This is a genomic window from Mesorhizobium sp. P2_F8, from assembly GCF_056403655.1.
The window spans coordinates 1-18,555 of sequence record NZ_JBFUFB010000015.1 but is presented as its reverse complement, the minus strand read 5'-3'; the positions used below and the strand labels follow the sequence as shown (position 1 = coordinate 18,555).

Genomic DNA, 18,555 nt, shown 5'->3' with positions numbered 1-18,555 from the left:
CCTAACCTGAAACTCAACATCCCTCAACGCGAACCGGATCGCAGAATCAGGCGCTGGCTTTCTTCACCACGCTGGGTTCAGGCAGAACCTCGATCTGCGGGCCAGCTTCGATTTCGGCCGGCGAACCCGACATGATTTCGTCGGTCAGTTCCACCTCGCGCAGCCACTCGCGCCAGATCGCGACTAGCAGGGCCATCAGCACCGGGCCGATGAACAGGCCGAGGAACCCCATGGTCTTGACGCCGCCGATCAGGCCGAAAAAAGTCGGCAGGAAAGGTAGCTTTATCGGCCCGCCGACGAGCTTCGGGCGCAGCGTCTTGTCGACGATGAACAGCTCGACCGCACCCCATAGGAACAGCGCGAGCCCAGCCATCGGCGACCCGCTGGCGGCGAGGTAGATCGAGACCAGGGTGAAGGACAGCGGTGCGCCGCCGGGGATGAGCGCCATGACGCCGGTCAGGGCGCCGAGCGTCACCGGCGACGGCACGCCGGCCAGCCAGTAGGCAATGCCCAGCACCAGCCCCTCACCGATGGCGATGACGGTCATGCCGGTCACGGTCGAAGAGATCGTTGCCGGCACGACGCGCGAGATCCGCTCCCATCTGGTCGGCAGGATGCGCTCGCCGAGGCGGTCGATCTGGCCGGCAAAATGCTCGCCGTCGCGATAGGCGAAGAACAGCGCGATCATCATGAACAGCAGCGTCAGGAGCAGGCCGAAGGCGCTGCCGCCGGCGGCAAGGACGCCGCGATAGATGCTGCCGATATTGGCACCGCTGACCAACTGGATCAGTTCGCCGATGCCGCCGGGATGGCCAAAATTGGTCGTCCATTGCTCGTTCAGCCACTCGCCCACGACAGGCATGGTGGCGATCCAGTGCGGCGTCACGGCGCCGTGCCGGTTGGTCTCGATCGCCCAGCCGACCCACTCGCGCACCTCGTTGATGGCGTAGGTGCCGGCAAGCGCGATCGGCACCACCAGGAAGGCAAGGATGAACAGGATGGCAAAGGTCGCGGCGATGGTGCGGTTGCCGCCAACCGCGACAAGCAGCCGCCGGTAGAGCGGCCAGCTTGCAAAAGCGATGACCAGCGCCGCCAACACCGGAAACAGGAAGCCATGGAAGAAATAAACACCGGCGGCGACGATCAGCACCAGCAGCCAGCGCGCCGCCGACAGCGGCGGAATGACGGCCGATCGCAGCGGCGTCGACAGGCCGAACAGGCGCTGCTGCCGTTCCGGTTTCTGGATTTTTGTTTCCTTCAAACGCCCGCTTCTCCCGAACACCTTTCCTGCTTATGCACTGGTATAGTGCAGCAATCGTGACGATAGTCCAAATGGTGATGGTGAAGCTGCGAGGGCGAGATGGCCGGCAGCCGCCAGAGTGGGGCGCCGCGCATGAAACGTCGACCGACCCCTCTGTCGCCTTCGGCGACATCTCCCCTTGAGGTGGAGATTAGCAGCTACCCAAACTTCCCTGTCCTCGGGAAGCCCTTCGGCACCATGCGGCCGGCAGAGGCGCGGGCGCCGATCCATTCGGCCAGTTCCTCACGCGACCGGACGAAGGTGCGGTCGGCCGAATCCTGCCAGGACAGGCCGCTCTCGAGCGTGAACGGCTTGAGATCCAGAAGGCCGCCGTCCTTGTATTTCTGCAGGCGAACGCCCTTGCCGCGTCCCATCTCCGGGATGTCGGAGAGCGCGAACACCAGCATCTTGCGATTCTCGCCGACGATGGCCAGATGGTCGCCAGTGAGCGGGATGCAGCGCTTGGCCTCGTCGGGCGCCTTGACGTTCATCACCTGCTTGCCCTTGCGGGTGTTGGCGACGACTTCCTCCTCCGGCACGATAAAGCCATTGGCGTCATACGAAGCCAGCAAAAGCTTGCGCTTCGGATCGTGGACGAAGGCGGTAACGATGTCCTGGTCATTGTCCATGTCGACGATGATGCGGATCGGCTCACCATGGCCGCGGCCACCCGGCAGCCGGTCGGCGCCGATGGTGTAGAACTTGCCGCCCGTGGTGAAGACCAGCACCTTGTCGGTGGTCTGGGCATGGAAGGCGAGCTTGAGGCTGTCGCCCTCCTTGAAGGTCAGCGTCGAGAGATCGGCCAGATGCCCCTTCATCGCCCGCAGCCAACCCTTTTCCGAGACGACCACGGTGACCGGCTCGCGCTCGATCATGGCGTGCGCGATGTCGGTCAGGTCATGTTCGGGCGCATCGGCGAACTGGGTGCGGCGCTTGCCGAGCTCGGTCTCCGGGCCGAACTTGTCGCGGATGTTGGTGACTTCCCACTTGATCGTCGCCCATTGCTTTTCGTTTGAAGCAAGCAACGCTTCGATCTGCTTCTTCTCGGCGCTCAGACCGTCGAATTCCTTGCGGATTTCGAATTCTTCCAGCTTGCGCAGAGCGCGCAACCGCATGTTGAGGATGGCTTCGGCCTGGGTGTCGGTGAGCGACCAGCGGGCCATCATCACCTGCTTGGGCTCATCCTCCTCGCGGATGATCCTGATCACTTCGTCGATGTTGAGATAGGCAATCAGGTAGCCTGCGAGGATCTCCAGCCGTCTTTCGATCTCGCCGAGGCGATGTTTCGAGCGGCGAACAAGCACGTCGCGGCGGTGTTCAAGCCATTCCTGCAGCACGCCTTTCAGCGACAGGACGTTGGGCACCTTGCCGCGCGACAGGACGTTCATGTTGAGCGGGAAGCGGCTTTCGAGCTCGGTCAGCTTGAAAAGCGATTCCATCAGGATGCCCGGGTCGACCGAGCGGCTCTTCGGCACCAGCACGACGCGGATGTCTTCGGCACTTTCGTCGCGGATATCCTCGAGCAGCGGCAGCTTTCGCGCCATCAAGAGCTCGGCGATCTTCTCGATCAGCCGCGCCTTCTGCACGCCGTAGGGGATTTCGGTGACGACGATGCTCCAGGTGCCCCTGCCCTGGTCCTCCTGGATCCACTTCGACCGGACGCGAAAGCCGCCGCGCCCGGTTTCATAGGCTTCCAGGATGGCGGCGCGGCTGTCGACGATGATGCCGCCGGTCGGGAAATCCGGTCCCTGGACAAAGTCCATCAGCTTCGCCACCGGCGCATCCCGATGCTCGATCAGGTGAAGAGCCGCATCGCAAAGCTCGGCCGCGTTGTGAGGCGGGATCGAAGTTGCCATGCCCACGGCAATGCCGGACGAGCCGTTGGCGAGCAGGTTCGGAAAGGCGCCGGGCAAAACCACCGGCTCCTCGTCCTCTTCATTGTAGGTCGGCCGGTAGTCGACGGCATCCTCGGTGATGCCGGACAACAGCTCGGTCGCCACATCGGTCATGCGCGCTTCGGTGTAGCGCATGGCGGCGGCGTTATCGCCGTCGATGTTGCCGAAATTGCCCTGCCCGTCGACCAGGGGGTAGCGCATCGAAAAATCCTGCGCCAGCCGCACCAGCGCGTCATAGATCGACTGGTCGCCATGCGGATGGAACTTGCCCATCACCTCGCCGACGATGCGGGCGCATTTGGCAAAGCCCTGGTCGGGGTTTAGCCGCAGCAGACGCATGGCGTGCATGATGCGGCGATGGACCGGTTTCAGTCCGTCGCGCACGTCCGGCAGCGCCCGGTGCATGATGGTCGACAGCGCATAGGCCAGATAGCGCTCTTCCAGCGCCTTCTTCAGATCGACCGGTTCGACATGATCGCCACCGCCATTTTCAGGCGGCAAAAGCCTTTTTCCCATGGGCTGGACCTAGCCGAGCGGGTGATTCGCGGCAAGGGGCCGACAGATGTACCGGCGCTTCTGCAACATGAAACCGCAGGCCAAGAGATGTCGACCAACATCAGCCTGTTACATCAGGCCTCTATGGCCAAGCGTGATGATATCAGGCAACCGGCTCTTCATTACAAATTCACCGGTTTGCGCAAAGACGGTGGGATCGAGTTTGCCTTTCACCGTGATTTTCGACCATTGTGCCGGGACACGCCTTTTTCCCGTCCAGTTCGTCACGGAATGGTGATGGCGCAAAGAATTGAAAAATAATTTCAGGACACTCTCAGGGACCTTGCGATGACAATCAACCGCTCAACTCTCCAGAAGTTCGCCTTTTCGACCTTTTTGCTCACGCTGCCGCTGAACGCGGCCCTCGCCCAGGACGCAGCGGTCGCCGACCGGCTGAAGGCTGCACTTTCCGCCCAGGGCGTCGACATCTCCTGGACCGGCGTGACCGGCGACAACACCAGCATGGTGCTGCAGGGCGTTGCCATCAAGCCGGCGGCGGAAAAGGAAGCGCTCCCCATCGGCGACGTCAAGCTCGAGGGCGTGACCGAGGCAAACGGCGGCTATGATATCGCCACCGTGTCGACATCGGCGTTCGAACACTCAAAGGACGGCGTCACGCTCAACCTCAGCCCCTTCGTCATCCACGGCATGACGGTTCCGGCCGACGGCTCCACCGGTCCACTGGGCTCGCTGATGATGTACAAGTCGGCCGAACTCTCAAACATGACCGTCAAGGTCGCCGACAAGACCGCCTTCTCGATGGACGGACTTGCCGTCGAGATCACGCCGCCGGCGGACGGTAAGGCGATGGAATTCACCGCAACCACGGAAAAGTTCAATGCCGACCTGACGCTGGTCGACGACCCCAAGTCCAAGGAAGTCATCAACGCGCTCGGCTACCAGAACATCGCGGGCAATCTCGAGATGGCCGGCACCTGGCAGCCCACGGACGGCAAGATGGAACTGTCGAAATACGACATCTCCGTCGAGAACGCCGGCACGCTCGGCATGACCTTCGACCTCGGCGGCTACACGATGGACTTCATCAAGTCGCTGCAGGAAATGCAGAAGAAGATGGCGGCACAGCCCGAAGGTGCCGACAATTCGGCGCAAGGCATGGCCATGCTCGGCCTGTTGCAGCAGCTTTCGTTCAACAGCGCCTCGATCCGTTTCGACGACGATTCGCTGACCAACAAGGTGCTGGAATATGTCGGCAAGCAGCAAGGCATGTCGGCCAAGGACATCGCCAACCAGGCCAAGGCGATCGTGCCGTTCGGCATGGCTCAGCTCAACAATCCGGAACTGACGGCGCAGGTGACCGCGGCCGTCGGCAAGTATCTCGACGATCCGAAGAGCCTCGAAATCTCGGCCGAACCGCCGGCATCTGTGCCGTTCGCGCTGATCATGGCGGGCGCCATGTCCAACCCGCTCGAATTGCCGAAGACGCTCGGCGTCGCCGTCAAGGCGAACGAGGACTGATCGAAGCGACCCCGACACGCGAAAAAGCCCGGCAGCGATGCCGGGCTTTTTTGTGAGATTAGCGAATCGAAAGAACCGGTTCTGGCGGTTCTTTAAAGCATTGCCCGAAGCGCGTGATCAGGCGTCTTTCTTGGGCGCGGCGACGCGCAGCGCCAGTTCGCGAAGCTGCTGCGGGCTTGCTTCCGAAGGCGCGTTCATCAACAGATCGTAGGCCTGCTGGTTCATCGGGAACATGGTGATCTCACGCAGGTTCTTCGCGCCGACCAGCAACATGACGACGCGGTCGACGCCGGCGGCCATGCCGCCATGTGGCGGCGCGCCGTACTGGAAGGCACGGTAGAGGCCGCCAAAGCGCTCCTCGACCGTGGCGCGATCCAGCCCGACCGTCTCGAACGCCTTGACCATGGTCTCGGGCAAGTGATTGCGGATACCGCCTGAGGCGATTTCGAAGCCATTGCAGACCATGTCGTACTGGAACGCCTTGATGCCGAGCAGATCCTCGCCATTCAGCGCATCAATGCCGCCCTGCGGCATCGAGAAGGGGTTGTGAGCGAAGTCGATCTTCTTCTCTTCCTCATTCCATTCGAAGAACGGGAAGTCGACGATCCAGCACAGTTCGAAACGCTCGCGGTCGACGAGGTTCAGCTCCTCGCCGGCGCGGGTGCGCGCGGCACCGGCGAAAGACACGAACTTCTTCGGGTCGCCGGCGACAAAGAAAGCGGCGTCGCCGTCGGCAAGGCCGAGCTGTTGGCGGATCGCTTCGGTGCGCTCCTCGCCGATGTTCTTGGCGAGCGGGCCGGCGCCTTCGATCTTGTCGCCCTCCTTGCGCCAGAAGATGTAGCCCAGCCCGGGCTGGCCCTCGCCTTGCGCCCACGAATTCATGCGGTCGCAGAAGGCACGGCTGCCGCCGGTCTTGGCCGGTATGCCCCACACCTCGGCCTTCGGGTCGTTGGCCAGGATGTTGGCGAACACCTTGAAGCCGGAATCGCGGAAGTGATCGGAGACGGCCTGCATCTCGATCGGGTTGCGAAGGTCCGGCTTGTCGGAACCGTATTTGCGCATGGCGACATCATAGGGGATGCGCTGGAATTTCTGCGTCACGGGCTTGCCGTTGGCGAAGGTCTCGAAGACCCCGCGCATGACCGGTTCCATGGTCGACAGAACGTCGTCCTGCTCGACGAAACTCATTTCGAGGTCGAGCTGGTAGAATTCGCCCGGCAGCCGGTCGGCGCGCGGGTCCTCGTCGCGGAAGCAGGGCGCGATCTGGAAATAGCGGTCGAAGCCCGACACCATGATCAGCTGCTTGTACTGCTGCGGCGCCTGCGGCAGCGCATAGAAGGTGCCGGGATGGATGCGCGACGGCACCAGGAAGTCGCGCGCGCCTTCCGGCGACGAAGCGGTCAGGATCGGCGTCGAGAATTCGGTGAAGCCGACCTCGCCCATGCGCCTGCGCATTTCGGCGATGATTTTTGTCCGTGCGATGATGTTCCTGTGCAGCGTCTCACGGCGCAGGTCGAGGAAGCGATATTTCAGCCTTATATCCTCGGGATAGTCAGGCTCGCCGAACACCGGTAGCGGCAATTCCTTGGCCGCCGACAGCACCTCGATCTTGCGCGCGAAAATCTCGATCTCGCCGGTCGGCAGGTTGGCGTTCGTGGTCTCGGGCAAGCGCGCCTTGACCTCGCCGTCGACGCGGATGACCCACTCGCCACGCACGGTCTCGGCAACCTTGAAGGCCGGCGAATCCGGATCGGCGACGATCTGGGTCAGGCCATAATTGTCGCGCAGGTCGATGAACAGCAGGCCGCCATGATCGCGCACGCGATGCACCCAGCCAGACAGGCGAACGGTCGAGCCGACGTCGCTCTTCCTCAATTGGGCACAGGTATGGCTGCGGTAACGGTGCATTGTCATTGGTAGGGTCCGGGGTGCTGCGTTGCCGGCCGAAGCATCACAGCCCGGCCTCAAAATTTGCGCGAAAAGCGCATGGGAGGCCGGATTTGTCAAGGCAAGCGGCGCCGGGCGCCGCCCGACAGGCGCAGCAAGCCCCTTGGCTAGCGACAGCGCAACGGATTCAGGCGGCGTCCCCACGGCAAGCCGCGTCGTAATCGGCCAGCACCTGGCCGATCGCGGCATGAAGAATAGCCTCGGGATTCCCGGCGGGGCCGAATTCGGCCGGCACCATCGGCAGGAATTGCCGCATCAGCGTTTCGGGAATAGCGACGCCGTTGAGCACCTCGCGCAAGCGGCCGACGGCAACGCCGGCAGTGGGGTTGCTCCAATAATAGCGGATGCGGTCGCTGTAGCTGTAGTGCCGCTGGAGGTAGAGGCTCGCGTCACTGCCGTGATAGTGACTGTGCCAATGGCCAGGTGACGCCAGCATCACGCGCTCCATCGTGCGGGCCAGCGATCTATTGCCGTAATCCGCGACCATTTCGGACGCGATCAGGTCAAGCCCGTAAAGCGCTTCGCGCAAGGCAAATGTCAGGCCCGGGCCGACCTTGAGGATGGGAAAGCCGTTGCCGACAAGTGCGGTCAGCGCCGCGCGGCTCTGATAGTCGGTGGAATGCGCCTCGTAGACGAGCGACCGTTCCTGATCAAGCAATCCGGTCAGCGCTTTCGACGCCTCCGGCCTGTAGGCGACGACGTTCTGGCTGCCGAATTCAACGCCCGGCTGCACGACCACGGCGATGACGCGGCCAAACGCTTCGGCCAGGCCTTCCCGGGCAAAGATCTGCCGATGCACGTCGATCGTGCGGCGCGCCGCTGCCGCTTCGGTGGGCCTCAGGTCGCTGATCGTGTGATCGACGCCGCCCGGGGCGGGAACCTCGGTGCCGATGATGTAAACCGGCAATGCACCACCGCTCGCGCGCGCCGCCTTTTCAGCCGCCCTGGCCAGCCGCACCGCCCGCATGGCGATCGTCTCGTCGTCCAGGGCCGCCGGCTCGCCGGCGCATCCCATCGACGCGTCGAGGTGGATCTTGCTGAAGCCGGCCCAGACATAGGCGGTGACCATGGCTTCGGCCTTGCTCATCGCCTGTGCGGCCGGCTCCGCGCGCCATGGGTTCGGTCCAAGGTGGTCGCCACCGAAGATGATGCGTGAGGCCTCCAGGCCTTCCCTGCTGGCGATCTCCTGCACGAAGGCGATGAACAGGTCCGGGGTCATCCCGGTGTAGCCGCCGAACTGATTGACCTGGTTGCAGGTTGCCTCGATCAGCAGCGTGGTTTCCTTGTCCCGGACGGCGCGCCTGATGGCGGTCTGGATGACCAGCGGATGGGCCGAGCAGATCGAGGTGATGCCGTGAGGCGATCCGTTTCTGCGGGCGGTGGCGAGGCCTGCAAGCGGGTTGGCCGTCATGTCGCCCTCTGTGTCCCGGCGATGAAGCCGTCAAGCACGTCGAAGCCGGCGATGCCTTCCATGGGTCCGCGCCGCGTGACGTTGCGGGCGCCGGCGGCATTGGCATAGAACAGCGCCTTGTCGGGCTCCATCCCCTTGCGCCGGCAGGTCAGGTAGGTCGCGCCGAAACAGTCGCCGGCTCCGGTCGGGTCCACTTCCTCCACCCGGAAGCCGGCGCAGTCGATCCTGCTGCCATCGGCAGCGAACCGGGACGAGCCGGCAGCCCCGCGCTTCAGCACGATCTCGCCGACGCCCCTGGCGATCAACGCCTTCACCGCCTGGCATTCATCGTCGACCCCCGCCGCGGTAAACAACTCTTCGCCGGAAGGAAGCAGCAGATCGGCATCGTCGACCAGGGCCGAAAATTGCGCGCCGTCGGCGCCGTCGATCAGTTCCTTGCGCACATTCGGATCGAAGGAGGTCGAGCCGCCGCGGGCGCGCACTGCGTTCGTGGCATAGGCAACGATGTCCCTCAGCCCGGCTACGGACAGAGTGGATCCCATGACATGCAGGTGACCGGCCCTGTCCGCCAGTTGGCGCGCCTCGGTGGTGAGGCGGATTTGCCCGGCGGCGGATTCGGCGATGTTGTAGACGAAGTCGCGGCCGCCATCGGGTCTGTAGCGAACGAAAGCGCTTCCGGTCGGGTAACGATCGCTGACGGCCACGGCGGACACGTCGACGCCGTCGCGCCTAAGCCTTTCCAGATTGATCGTGCCGAAATCGTCGCGGCCGACGCAGCCGACGAGCCCGGCGCCGCCGCCCAGCCTTGCGACCTGATCGATGAAGATGGCAGGAGCACCGCTCGGGTAAGGGCCGACCAGCGTCATCGGTTCGAGGAAACCCAGACCCCGCTCCGTCGCCATGATCTCGACCAGGATTTCGCCGGCGGCAATCGTCGGCCCCACGGATTCGGACGCGATCTCCCTTCGGCGGGAAAAGCTCATTGCTGTAATTCCTTCTCTCCCCAGCCGGAGCGGACGCGGATCGTGTCGGCGTGCGGGTTGTACGATCGCTCCTGACCTGTAGCCGAGGTAATTCGCATCGCGAGCGAAGTCAACACAAACTGCACGTACGTTCACTTTATTTGCTACGCACGCACCTTGCCCGATGTGCCAAATGGCAAGAAGCTGTGCGCCGCGCTGGGTCTGGCCACCAAATATCAACTCCTATGCAGCTTGACTTGGGTGTTTTCAAGCGCAATAAAATATATACGCATGTTCACTTACACATGCGCATTCGTAAAGGAGGAGACGAAATGCCAATTGGTAAGCGTATTGGAATTCTCGCCGCATCGGTCGCCGCTTCCGCACTGATGGCGACTGCCGTCCTGGCCGCGGAGATCACGGTTGCGACGGTCAACAATGGCGACATGATCATCATGCAGAAGCTGTCGCCGGAATGGGAGAAGGCGACGGGAAACAAGGTCAACTGGGTGGTGCTGGAGGAAAACGTCCTGCGCGAGCGGGTCACGACCGACATCGCCACCAAGGGCGGCCAATTCGACGTGCTGACCATCGGCGGCTACGAAACGCCGATCTGGGGCAAGAGCGGCTGGCTGACATCGCTCAACGATCTTGGCGACGATTATGACTATGACGATCTCATCGCGCCGGTGCGAAGCGGCCTGACGGTCGACGGCAAGCTCTATGCCGTGCCCTTCTACGCCGAAAGCTCGTTCACGCTCTACCGCAAGGACCTGTTCGACGCCGCCGGGCTGAAGATGCCGGAGCAGCCCACCTATGACCAGATCACCGAATTCGCCGACAAACTCACCGACAAGTCGAAGGAGCAATACGGCCTGTGCCTGCGCGGCAAGCCGGGCTGGGGCGAGAACATGGCCTTAGTCGGCACGCTGGTGAACACGTTCGGCGGCCGCTGGTTCGACATGGACTGGAAGCCGCAGATCAATTCGGATGCATGGAAGAAGGCGATCGGCTGGTATGTCGACACGATGAAGAAGGATGGACCTCCCGGAATAAGCTCCAACGGCTTCAACGAGAACCAGACCTTGTTCGCCTCCGGCCATTGCGCCATGTGGATCGACGCTACGTCGGCGGCGGGTCGTGTCTATGATCCGAAGCAGAGCAAGGTTGCCGACAAGGTCGCCTTCGCCAAGGCACCGGTGGCGGTCACGCCCAACGGTTCGGCCTGGGGCTGGGCATGGAGTCTCGCCATCCCGGCGAGTTCCACCAAGGCGGATGCCGCCAAGTCGTTCGTGAAATGGGCGACCTCGAAAGCCTACGTCCAGCGCGTCGGCGAGACCGAGGGCTGGGTCGCCGCACCTCCGGGAACGCGCAAATCCACCTATGCCAGCCCGGACTACCAGAAAGCAGCCCCCTTCGCCGCGACGGTGCTTTCGGCGATCGAATCCGCCGATCCGACCAAGCAGACCAAGGACCCGGTTCCCTATACCGGCATCCAGTTCGTCGCCATCCCCGAATTCCAGGGCATCGGCACCGAGGTCGGCCAGGCGATTGCCGCCGCGGTCACCGGTCAGCAGTCGGTCGACGATGTACTCAACGGCGCCCAGACCGCCGTGGAGAAGACGATGACGGAGGCAGGCTACATCAAATAGGCGGGTTCAAGCCCAGACAGGTGAGCCAGGAGGCGGAATGAGCACAGCCTCCTGGCAATCCGGGCCTGAAAAGCCTCCCATTGTAGCAGGCCTGGAGGATGCACGGATCCGCCACAGCGGGTCCGTGCGTTTCTCAGGCGGCGTCAAGGGTCCGATGGGGCACGTCTCCCGTGACGTTGCGCCGGTCGCCATCCGGGCGCTCTGACAGCGTTTTCAAAAACTCGCGGAATTGGATCTGAAGATGAAACTGAACAACAAGATTGCCCTCATAACAGGCGGTGCGCGCGGCATTGGCCTGGGTTTCGCGCAAGCCTATGCCCGCGAAGGCGCCAAGGTGGTGATTGCCGATATCGACATCGAGCGTGCCACGCGGGCAGCCGCCGCGATCGGTGCGGCGGCCAGAGCCATCCAGCTTGACGTCACCGACCTCGGTGCGATCGAGAGGGTCGTGGCGGAGGTCGACCGCGATTTCGGCGGCATCGATATCCTCGTCAACAATGCAGCCATCTTCGACATGGCACCGATAACCGACATCACCGAAGCGAGCTATGACAGGGTGTTCGCCATCAATCTCAAGGCGCCGCTGTTCATGATGAAGGCGGTGGCCAATGTGATGATCGCGCGCGGCCGCGGCGGCAAGATCATCAACATGGCGAGCCAGGCCGGTCGCCGCGGCGAGGCGCTGGTGACGCTTTACTGCGCCTCCAAGGCAGCGATCATTTCGGCCACGCAGTCGGCGGCGCTGGCGCTGGTCAAACACGGCATCAACGTCAACGCGATCGCGCCCGGCGTCGTCGACGGCGAGCATTGGGATGTTGTCGATGCGCACTTCGCCCGCTGGGAAGGCCTCAAGCCGGGCGAAAAGAAGGCCGCCGTGGCCAGATCGGTTCCGATCGGCCGATTCGCACAGCCCGAGGATATTGCGGGGCTCGCCGTGTTCCTGGCCTCGCCCGACAGCGACTATATCCTGGCGCAGACCTACAATGTCGACGGCGGCAACTGGATGAGCTGACGCGCCCGGGCCGCGTCATCCGGGACAAGGTCGTCCAAGCAGGGAGACTGAAATGAAGGCCATCCGATTTACCGCCGCAGGCGTTGCCGGCATGGCGGAACTGGAGATGCCCACAATCAAACCGGGGCATGCCCTGGTACGGGTCCGCGCGGCCGGCCTTTGCCATACCGATATCGAGGTGCTGCATGGCCGCTACGGCGAAGGCGCGTTTCCGCTGGTCCCCGGCCACGAATATGCGGGCACCGTCGAGGCGGTCGCCAGCGATGTCACCACCGTCAAGCCGGGCGACCGGGTCGCTGTCGATCCCAACATCCCGTGCGGGCATTGCCCGGCCTGCAGGAAGGGCCTGACCAATCTGTGCGCCAGCCTGAAGGCCTATGGCGTGACCGAGAACGGTGGCTTCGCCGAGTTCAGCATGGTTGCCGTCGACCATCTGCATGGGATCGGCGATCTCGGTTTCGCCACGGCAGCACTCGCCGAGCCGCTCGCCTGTGTCCTCAATGGTCTCGGCGCCGCCGGGCTCGGAGCAGGCAACAGGACGCCCGGCACGGCGCTGGTCTTCGGCGCCGGGCCGATCGGCCTGCTGCTTGCCCTCTCGCTCCGGGCCAAGGGCATCAGCAGCGTGGCGGTCGCCGATATCAGCAAACAGCGCCTCGCCTTCGCCGAGGCGCTCGGGCTGGAACCGCTGGTGTCCGGATCGCAGGCGCTGTCGGCGCGGGCGCGGGGCTTCGATTTCGTCGCCGACGCCACCGGCGTCGCCAAGGTGGTTGAAGGCATGATCGGTTTCACCGCCGATGGCGGGACGGCGCTCATTTTCGGTGTCTGCGCACCCGATGCCAGGATCTCGGTCGCGCCGTTCGAGATTTTCCGCCGGCAGATCAGATTGGCGGGGTCGCACTCATTGAACCGCAACATCCCGCAGGCGCTCGACATTCTCAGCCAAGACGACGGCACGATGGCACGGCTTGTCAGCCATCGGCTGCCGCTTTCCGAACTGCTGCCGTTCTTCGCCAAAGCCGGCGGCGACCCAACGACGATGAAAGTACAGTTTTCCTCGGATCCGTGATTTCCAAAAGTTCAGCCGCGCCCATGGACCACACGCGGTCTCCTGCGCCCGGAAAGAATATCCCACCTCCTTTCCGCGAAAAGGTGACTCAAGTAGACAGTGGCGACGGCAGTTCGAGCAGGGAGCCCGTGAATGGCAAAGACAATCAGGACGATGGAGGACTTCTCGGCCTTCGTCGGCTTGTCCCGCACGACGGTTTCCAAATATTTCAACGACCCCAGCTCGGTACGGAAAAACACTCGAAACGTGATCGAGGCCGCGCAAAGGAAGTCCGGCTTTCGGCCGAGCATGTTCGCCGTCAATCTCAATCGCCGCCGCAGCAACATTCTCGGCGTCATCATTCCGAATTCGACGGATCCGTTCTACATGGCGCTGACGCGCCGTATCGAAACGATCGCCAACGAAGCCGGTTTCCTCGCGTTTGTGCTGTCTTCCGACGGACGCGCCGAAATGGAAGACCAGGCGATCCAGACGTTCAAATCGATGAACATTGCCGGCGCCATCATAGCGCCGCTCGGCGTGCAGTCCCATCACCGGATCCTGGCCGAACTCGGATCGAGCATCCCACTGATCTACGTCGATTCGCCGCTCGACGAGACGTCGTCGTTCGTCGGCACCGACAACAGGCAGAGCTTCAGGCTCATCGTCGATTATCTCTGCAGGTCAGGCGAGCCGCCTTGTTATTTCGCCATGCCGCTGGTCAACAACAACGCCTCGGCCAGACAGGACGCCTATGTCGAGGCCATGCAGCAGTTCAAGATGACGCCTGAAATCGTGCCCGTCGTCGACGCGCGGTCATGGGATTTCGAGAAATTCGGCTTTGATGAAGCGCTTCGTATCCTGAAGGGGCAAGGTTTTCCGACCAGGACCGTGCTTTGCGCCAACGACCGTGTTGCCTTCGGCGTGATCGCGGCCGCGTATCAACTGGGCCTGAAGGTGGGCCATGGGGTGGACTGCGACATGCGGGTCGCGGGACACGATGACCATCCCCTGTCGCGCTACGCCTGCCCGCCGATCACGACTGTCGCGCAGAACTACAACGAGATCGGCCGCCTGGCCATCGAACTTCTGCTGGAAAGGCTGGATGAAGAATCCTCTGCCAAACCAGACGGCGGACGCATCCTGCTCAACGCGGAACTGATGCTGCGAAGCTCGGCTTGAGCCGGCGCAGGCTGGCTGAACGCCAGACCAAGAGCCGACGATCTCCCATCTTTCGCAGTGTGGTTATCCGCGCGGCCTAGTTCCGTTTGGAATTGTCGCTGGCATTGACGGAAGCGATGGTTCAAGAAGGATCAACGACAAGCGGTTGTTTTCCTTCATGTCCTCCATCCGCCCGCTGATCCCGCTCCTGCTCGCCGCCGGCATCCTGCTTGGCGGCAATGGGCTGCAGAGCACGCTGATCGCGCTGCGCGGCGCGCAGGAAGGGTTTTCCGCCTCCGACATCGGTCTGATGGGCACCTTCTATTTCGCCGGCTTCCTGCTCGGCTGCCTGGCCATCACCCGCATCATGAAGGCGGTGGGCCATATCAGGGCCTTTTCGGCGCTGGCGGCAATCGCCTCTGTCGGCACCCTGTTGCTGGTGCTGGTTCTCGATCCGGTGATGTGGTGCGCGGTGCGCTTTGCCGGCGGCTTCTGCTTTGCCGGACTGTTCACCATCGTCGAAAGCTGGCTGAATTCCGGCGTCAGCAATCGCGACCGCGCGCGCGTGCTGGCGATCTACAGGATGGTCGACACCGGTTCGGTGACCGGCGCCCAGTTCCTCATCCCGATCTTCGGTGCCGGCGGCTTCACCATTTTTGCCATCATGTCGATCATGATCACGCTCTCGCTGGTGCCGGTCTCGCTGGGCGACCGCTCCAACCCGACGCCGCCCGAGGAGGTCAAGCTCGACCTGGCGCGCGTCTGGCGGATTTCGCCGCTGGGCTGCTTCGGCTGCATGGCCGTCGGTGTCACCAACAGCGCCTTTCGCACATTGTCGCCGGTCTATGCCGAGCAGATCGGCATGTCGGTTGCCGATGTCGTGACCTTCGTCAGCGTCGGCATCTTCGGCGGTGCCATCATCCAGTATCCGCTCGGCTACCTCTCCGACCGCTGGGACCGGCGCCGGGTGCTGTTGATGACGACCTGCTGCGCGATGCTTTCAGCACTGGCGCTGGTGTTCATCGCCGGCAGCAATCCGCTGCTCAACTTCGTCATCATCTTCATCTTCGGCTGTTTCGCCATGCCGCTCTATTCGCTGTCGGCGGCGCATTCCAACGACCGCGCCGACACCGGCGAGTTCGTGCTGATCAACGCAGCCTTGATGTTGTTCTATTCCTTTGGTGCCATTGGCGGGCCGTTCGCCGCCTCGACGGCGATGCAGTATTTCGGACCGAGCGCGCTGTTCGTGTTCAGCGCCGTCGTCTATGCGATCTTCATCGCCGTCATCCTCTACCGGATGCAGGCCCGCTCCGGCGTCCCGGCGGGCAAGCGCAGCCGCTTCACCGCGCTGTTGCGCACATCGACGATTTTCGCGCGGCTGGCCAGAAGAAACGGCGATTCCGATGGGCCGGGAACCCCATGACGATGGCGCCACAGCTTGACGAAAGCGCTTCCGGCTGAAATCTAGGAAGACCTTACTCCTGTCAAAAGCGATTTGATGCACGTCATCACCACCCAGAAAGAACTCGAGACCGTTCTCGCCGCTTTCGAAAAGTCGGATTTCGTCACCGTCGATACCGAATTCATTCGAGAAACGACCTTTTGGCCGATCCTGTGCCTGATCCAGATGGCCGCACCCGGCGTGACGGCGCTGATCGATCCGCTGTCGCCCGACATCAACCTGGCGCCATTCTTCAAGCTGATGGCCAACGAGGCGGTGGTCAAAGTCTTCCACGCCGCAAGGCAGGACATCGAAATCATCGTCCATCTCGGCGATCTCGTTCCGCATCCGGTTTTCGACACGCAAGTGGCGGCGATGGTCTGCGGCTTCGGCGACAGCGTTTCCTACGATCAGCTCGTGCAGCGGATCACCGGCGCGCGGCTCGACAAGTCATCGCGCTTCACCGACTGGCGCCACCGGCCGCTCTCCGACAAGCAGCTCGACTATGCGCTGGCCGACGTCACCCATCTGATCGAGGTCTACCAGCACCTCAGCGCCGAGCTGGTGCGGGAAAACCGTGCTCACTGGCTGAACGAGGAGATGGATGTCCTCACCTCGCGCGAGACCTACGATCCGCATCCCGAGGACGCCTGGAAGCGGCTGAAGATGCGGCTGCGCAAACCGCAGGAACTGGCGATCGTGCAGGCCGTGGCCGCATGGCGCGAACGCGAGGCGCGCGAACGCGACGTACCGCGCGGCCGCGTGCTCAAGGACGACGCGATCTACGAGGTCGCGCAGCAGGCGCCGCGCGACGCGGCGGCCCTTGGCAAGCTGCGCACGACGCCGAAAGGCTGGGAGCGTTCCTCGACGGCGACGGCCCTGCTTGGCGCTGTCAACGCCGCGCTTGCCTTGCCCAAGGAGCAGATGCCGAAGCTGCCGAAGAATTTCCAGCCGCCCGAAGGCTCGAGCGCGGCGTCGGAACTGTTGAAAGTGCTGCTCAGGATCGTCGCCGAAAAGGAAGGCGTCGCCTCGAAAGTGCTGGCCTCCAGCGATGACATCGACCGCATCGCGGCCGAGGGCGAGGAGGCCGACGTGCCCGCCCTGCAAGGCTGGCGGCGCGCGGTGTTCGGCGAGGCCGCGCTGAAGCTGGTGCGCGGCGAGATCGGCTTCAAGTTCGACAAGCGCAAGATCGCGGTTTTCGATCTTTAGCGTCGGCCTCGCCCTTCTCCCCTTGTGGGAGAAGGTGGATCGGCGCGTAGCGCCGAGACGGATGAGGGGTGCTGGAAGAAACGCTGCGTGAAAAATCGATGAACTTTTAGTCGCTTACATCTTCAAGGTATTGATCCGTCCAACACCCCTCATCCGACCGAGCTTCGCTCGGCCACCTTCTCCCACAGGGGGAGAAGGAGAGGCTGGCGATGCTTACACGGCTCCGAGCAGATGCAGCGGAAACCAGATCCAGGCGAGCGCCAGCACGGTAGCACCGAGGAAGAAAGAGCGGCTGCGCAGCCGCAGATTGTTGCTGGTCAGGTGGACCCAGGCGTGGAAATAGCGCGACGCGACAAAAATCCACATCAGCGCCAGGGTCAGGAAGTTGACGCCGTTGGTCACGTGCAGCGTCAGGCACAGCACGTAGAACAGCACCGGCAATTCGAACTGGTTGATGAGATTGCTGGCAACGGTGATGCTGGAGGCCGGCTCGGTCGAGCGTAGCTTGTACTGACCGGCCTTGGCTTCACCTGACCTGACCGCCCCGTATCTGCGGTGGCCCAGGACGATATAGACGATGTAGATCAGCAGCACCTGCGCCAGCAACGGCCAGAAGATCGTGGTCTGGTTCATGAACTGCCCTGCCCCGTTTTGGCGTCAAGCCTGGTGTTTCTGGCCCGCCAGCCAGAAAGCGGCGATGACGGTCAACGGGACGGCGAGAAGCGCGAATTTGGTGACGATCAGCGCCGAGGCAAGAGACAGCGAATCCGGATTGGCCGACAGGAAATCGGACAGCAGGCTCGCCACCGCGATGTTCTGGGCATAATCGGCCAGTGTGTAGGGCAGCACCAGAATCAGCGCGAAGATCGACTGCAACTGCCCCGGCAACACGCGGAAATTCTTCAATCGCCGGCCGGTGGCCAGGATCAGGCTGACCAGTGTCACCGACAACAGCGCCGGGAACAGCAAATCAAAGGTCAGATAGTGCCAGACGAGAATGATCTCGCCGCCGCGCCGGCCGAGCGCCGTCAGCCAAGCCATGCCTTCGTCCGGCGTGAAGCCGAGAAAGCGCATATCAAGTGACGCCAGGCCGCCGCTCAACTGGCGGAAATAGAAGAATTCCAGCACCGTCATGGCGATGAAAACCGCCGCCGACAGGAAACAGAGCGCGGCCGCGTGGCGCGACAGCCGCAGGATCGTTGCGGCCAGGTTGCGCCAGAGCCCGTACGGATCAGGCTCCGCCGGGATAATTCGGGCTTTCGCGGGTAATCGTGACGTCATGGGCGTGGCTTTCACGAAGTCCGGCGTTGGATATGCGTACAAAAGTGGCGCGTTCGCGGAAATCGGCAAGATCGCGACCGCCGACATAACCCATAGCGGCTTTCAGCCCGCCTGCAAGCTGGTGCAGCACGCCAGACACAGGTCCTTTGTAGGGAACTTGCCCCTCGATGCCTTCCGGGACCAGTTTCAGCGTGTCGCGCACCTC

At 63.0% G+C, this 18,555-nt stretch carries 17 protein-coding genes; 9 read left to right on the top strand and 8 right to left on the bottom strand.

Annotation, left to right across the window (positions count from 1 at the left end; all coding sequences use genetic code 11):
• Window positions 1-46 precede the first annotated feature (46 nt).
• Together AC1DZP_RS29055 and parC are read right to left on the bottom strand one after the other, a co-directional pair.
• A complete protein-coding gene (locus AC1DZP_RS29055; protein WP_477307161.1) occupies window positions 47-1,261 on the bottom strand; it encodes an AI-2E family transporter in 1,215 nt (404 codons plus the stop codon).
• 197 nt (window positions 1,262-1,458) lie between these two features.
• Window positions 1,459-3,711, bottom strand: a complete 2,253-nt coding sequence (gene parC, locus AC1DZP_RS29050) for a DNA topoisomerase IV subunit A (protein ID WP_477228857.1) — start codon at window positions 3,709-3,711, stop codon at window positions 1,459-1,461.
• Here parC and AC1DZP_RS29045 point away from each other — a divergent pair.
• On the top strand, window positions 3,667-4,011 hold the full coding sequence (locus AC1DZP_RS29045; protein ID WP_477307159.1) for a hypothetical protein: 345 nt from the start codon (window positions 3,667-3,669) through the stop codon (window positions 4,009-4,011). The two genes, parC and AC1DZP_RS29045, sit on opposite strands and share 45 nt — an antisense overlap.
• A 27-nt stretch (window positions 4,012-4,038) precedes the next feature.
• Entirely contained in the window at window positions 4,039-5,229 is a 1,191-nt protein-coding gene (locus AC1DZP_RS29040) for a hypothetical protein (protein ID WP_477307157.1), read from the top strand.
• A 117-nt stretch (window positions 5,230-5,346) separates the two neighbouring features.
• Here AC1DZP_RS29040 and aspS read toward each other — a convergent pair whose 3' ends face one another.
• From aspS to AC1DZP_RS29025, 3 genes are all read right to left on the bottom strand, one after another.
• Window positions 5,347-7,137 (bottom strand): aspartate--tRNA ligase, encoded by a 1,791-nt coding sequence (aspS, locus tag AC1DZP_RS29035; protein WP_477307297.1) that lies wholly within the window; start codon window positions 7,135-7,137, stop codon window positions 5,347-5,349.
• A 166-nt stretch (window positions 7,138-7,303) separates the two neighbouring features.
• On the bottom strand, window positions 7,304-8,587 hold the full coding sequence (locus AC1DZP_RS29030) for a D-tagatose-bisphosphate aldolase, class II, non-catalytic subunit (RefSeq protein WP_477307155.1): 1,284 nt from the start codon (window positions 8,585-8,587) through the stop codon (window positions 7,304-7,306).
• Entirely contained in the window at window positions 8,584-9,570 is a 987-nt protein-coding gene (locus AC1DZP_RS29025; RefSeq protein ID WP_477307153.1) for a tagatose kinase, read from the bottom strand. Before AC1DZP_RS29025 ends, AC1DZP_RS29030 begins: the two co-directional genes overlap by 4 nt.
• Window positions 9,571-9,881: 311 nt before the next feature.
• On the opposite strand from AC1DZP_RS29025, the gene AC1DZP_RS29020 reads away from it, so the two are divergent.
• From AC1DZP_RS29020 to rnd, 7 genes are all read left to right on the top strand, one after another.
• A complete protein-coding gene (locus tag AC1DZP_RS29020) occupies window positions 9,882-11,201 on the top strand; it encodes an ABC transporter substrate-binding protein (RefSeq protein ID WP_477307151.1) in 1,320 nt (439 codons plus the stop codon).
• Window positions 11,202-11,238: 37 nt separating this feature from the next.
• On the top strand, window positions 11,239-11,406 hold the full coding sequence (locus AC1DZP_RS29015) for a hypothetical protein (protein WP_477307149.1): 168 nt from the start codon (window positions 11,239-11,241) through the stop codon (window positions 11,404-11,406).
• A 36-nt stretch (window positions 11,407-11,442) separates the two neighbouring features.
• Complete coding sequence (locus AC1DZP_RS29010) at window positions 11,443-12,213, top strand: L-iditol 2-dehydrogenase (protein WP_477307147.1); 771 nt, start codon at window positions 11,443-11,445, stop codon at window positions 12,211-12,213.
• 52 nt (window positions 12,214-12,265) lie between these two features.
• Complete coding sequence (locus AC1DZP_RS29005) at window positions 12,266-13,279, top strand: zinc-dependent alcohol dehydrogenase family protein (protein WP_477307145.1); 1,014 nt, start codon at window positions 12,266-12,268, stop codon at window positions 13,277-13,279.
• A gap of 153 nt (window positions 13,280-13,432) precedes the next feature.
• Window positions 13,433-14,440, top strand: coding sequence for a LacI family DNA-binding transcriptional regulator (locus AC1DZP_RS29000; RefSeq protein ID WP_477307295.1), 1,008 nt, complete (start codon window positions 13,433-13,435; stop codon window positions 14,438-14,440).
• A 157-nt stretch (window positions 14,441-14,597) separates the two neighbouring features.
• Window positions 14,598-15,842, top strand: a complete 1,245-nt coding sequence (locus AC1DZP_RS28995; protein WP_095085789.1) for an MFS transporter — start codon at window positions 14,598-14,600, stop codon at window positions 15,840-15,842.
• 75 nt (window positions 15,843-15,917) lie between these two features.
• Window positions 15,918-17,069, top strand: coding sequence for a ribonuclease D (gene rnd / locus AC1DZP_RS28990; protein WP_095085791.1), 1,152 nt, complete (start codon window positions 15,918-15,920; stop codon window positions 17,067-17,069).
• Window positions 17,070-17,282: 213 nt separating this feature from the next.
• Here the strand turns inward: rnd and AC1DZP_RS28985 are convergent, their stop codons facing one another.
• The 3 genes from AC1DZP_RS28985 to AC1DZP_RS28975 all read right to left on the bottom strand — a co-directional run.
• Window positions 17,283-17,702 carry an MAPEG family protein gene (locus tag AC1DZP_RS28985; RefSeq protein ID WP_477307143.1) on the bottom strand — a complete coding sequence of 140 codons (420 nt, stop codon included), beginning with the start codon at window positions 17,700-17,702 and terminating at the stop codon, window positions 17,283-17,285.
• A gap of 24 nt (window positions 17,703-17,726) precedes the next feature.
• A complete protein-coding gene (locus tag AC1DZP_RS28980) occupies window positions 17,727-18,350 on the bottom strand; it encodes a hypothetical protein (RefSeq protein ID WP_095085797.1) in 624 nt (207 codons plus the stop codon).
• On the bottom strand, window positions 18,301-18,555 hold a 255-nt coding region (locus AC1DZP_RS28975), incomplete at its 5' end, for an IMP dehydrogenase (protein WP_477307141.1). The genes AC1DZP_RS28975 and AC1DZP_RS28980, both read right to left, overlap by 50 nt.

Bases quoted from the DNA above. Each gene is read 5' to 3' on its own strand.
- AC1DZP_RS28995 (WP_095085789.1), top strand. From the start codon at position 14,598: ATGTCCTCCATCCGCCCGCTGATCCCGCTCCTGCTCGCCGCCGGCATC.
- AC1DZP_RS29020 (WP_477307151.1), top strand. From the start codon at position 9,882: ATGCCAATTGGTAAGCGTATTGGAATTCTCGCCGCATCGGTCGCCGCT.
- AC1DZP_RS29040 (WP_477307157.1), top strand. From the start codon at position 4,039: ATGACAATCAACCGCTCAACTCTCCAGAAGTTCGCCTTTTCGACCTTT.
- AC1DZP_RS29030 (WP_477307155.1), bottom strand. From the start codon at position 8,587: ATGACGGCCAACCCGCTTGCAGGCCTCGCCACCGCCCGCAGAAACGGA.
- AC1DZP_RS28985 (WP_477307143.1), bottom strand. From the start codon at position 17,702: ATGAACCAGACCACGATCTTCTGGCCGTTGCTGGCGCAGGTGCTGCTG.
- AC1DZP_RS29000 (WP_477307295.1), top strand. From the start codon at position 13,433: ATGGAGGACTTCTCGGCCTTCGTCGGCTTGTCCCGCACGACGGTTTCC.
- AC1DZP_RS29045 (WP_477307159.1), top strand. From the start codon at position 3,667: ATGATCGCCACCGCCATTTTCAGGCGGCAAAAGCCTTTTTCCCATGGG.
- AC1DZP_RS29025 (WP_477307153.1), bottom strand. From the start codon at position 9,570: ATGAGCTTTTCCCGCCGAAGGGAGATCGCGTCCGAATCCGTGGGGCCG.
- AC1DZP_RS29015 (WP_477307149.1), top strand. From the start codon at position 11,239: ATGAGCACAGCCTCCTGGCAATCCGGGCCTGAAAAGCCTCCCATTGTA.
- aspS (WP_477307297.1), bottom strand. From the start codon at position 7,137: ATGCACCGTTACCGCAGCCATACCTGTGCCCAATTGAGGAAGAGCGAC.
- parC (WP_477228857.1), bottom strand. From the start codon at position 3,711: ATGGGAAAAAGGCTTTTGCCGCCTGAAAATGGCGGTGGCGATCATGTC.
- AC1DZP_RS29005 (WP_477307145.1), top strand. From the start codon at position 12,266: ATGAAGGCCATCCGATTTACCGCCGCAGGCGTTGCCGGCATGGCGGAA.
- AC1DZP_RS28980 (WP_095085797.1), bottom strand. From the start codon at position 18,350: ATGACGTCACGATTACCCGCGAAAGCCCGAATTATCCCGGCGGAGCCT.
- AC1DZP_RS29010 (WP_477307147.1), top strand. From the start codon at position 11,443: ATGAAACTGAACAACAAGATTGCCCTCATAACAGGCGGTGCGCGCGGC.
- rnd (WP_095085791.1), top strand. From the start codon at position 15,918: ATGCACGTCATCACCACCCAGAAAGAACTCGAGACCGTTCTCGCCGCT.